The sequence below is a fragment of the Mesorhizobium sp. M0571 genome (assembly GCF_040320985.1).
GTDB lineage: Bacteria > Pseudomonadota > Alphaproteobacteria > Rhizobiales > Rhizobiaceae > Mesorhizobium.
In genome coordinates this window covers 1-805 of sequence record NZ_JAMYQT010000150.1, presented here as the reverse complement: position 1 = coordinate 805, position 805 = coordinate 1, and the positions used below count along the sequence as shown (strand labels likewise).

General features: G+C 61.4%; 1 protein-coding gene and 1 pseudogene. Both read left to right on the top strand.

Features of this window, described 5'->3' with window-relative positions; translation table 11 throughout:
* A pseudogene (locus NKI85_RS37785) lies at positions 1-297 on the top strand (Gfo/Idh/MocA family oxidoreductase); the annotation flags it as partial.
* On the top strand, positions 294-805 hold a 512-nt coding region (locus NKI85_RS37780; protein WP_352780987.1), incomplete at its 3' end, for a sugar phosphate isomerase/epimerase family protein. The pseudogene NKI85_RS37785 and the gene NKI85_RS37780, both read left to right, overlap by 4 nt.

Sequence of the window (805 nt, the reverse complement as noted above, 5' to 3'; positions counted from 1 at the left end):
CTGATTGGCGAGAACGGCGCCGTGGCAACCAACAACGTTGCCTACACCCGCACGGAGTCAGCGCTTACCCAAAGCACAAACTACGACGCCGACTGGCGCACCCGCTATTACGATGCCTATCGCCGCCAGAACCGCGACTTCCTTCGCTTCGTCATGACTGGTGAGTTCCCCGCGACCGCCTCGGACTGCTGGGACGGCTACTGCGCCGCCGTCGTTGCCGAGGCCGGCGTGGTAGCGCTGAAGGAAGCCCGTCGTACGCCTGTCCAGATGATTGCAAAGCCGGAGTTCTACGCGTGAAGCTGGGTTTCGTTTCAGACAGTCTCGGCAATCTGCCGTTCGACGCGGTGCTTAATCATGCCCAGCGCATGGGGGTATCCGGCATCGAGGTGAACACTTGCGGCTGGTCGACCGCCCCGCATTTCCGGCTTTCGTCCATGCTGGGTAACAGGGAAGCGCAGAAGCGGATTGCTGCAGCCTTCGAGGAACGCGGCCTGGAGATCATAAGCCTCAACGCAAACGGCAATCCGCTGCACCCAACCGATCCGGCCCAAGGCCAAGGGTTGAAAGACACGATCCGCGTCGCCGGCGAGATGGGCATTCGCACCGTCTGCACCATGAGCGGTCTGCCGGCTGGCAGCGCTAGCGACAGCATGCCGAACTGGGTCGTCTCGTCCTGGCCGCCGGAAACGCAGACCATCCTTAAATATCAATGGGAAGAAAAGCTGATCCCGTTCTGGACCGAGATCGTGGCGCTGGCGAAAGAAAACGGCGTCGAGCGCATTGCGCTCGAGCTGCATGGCAATCA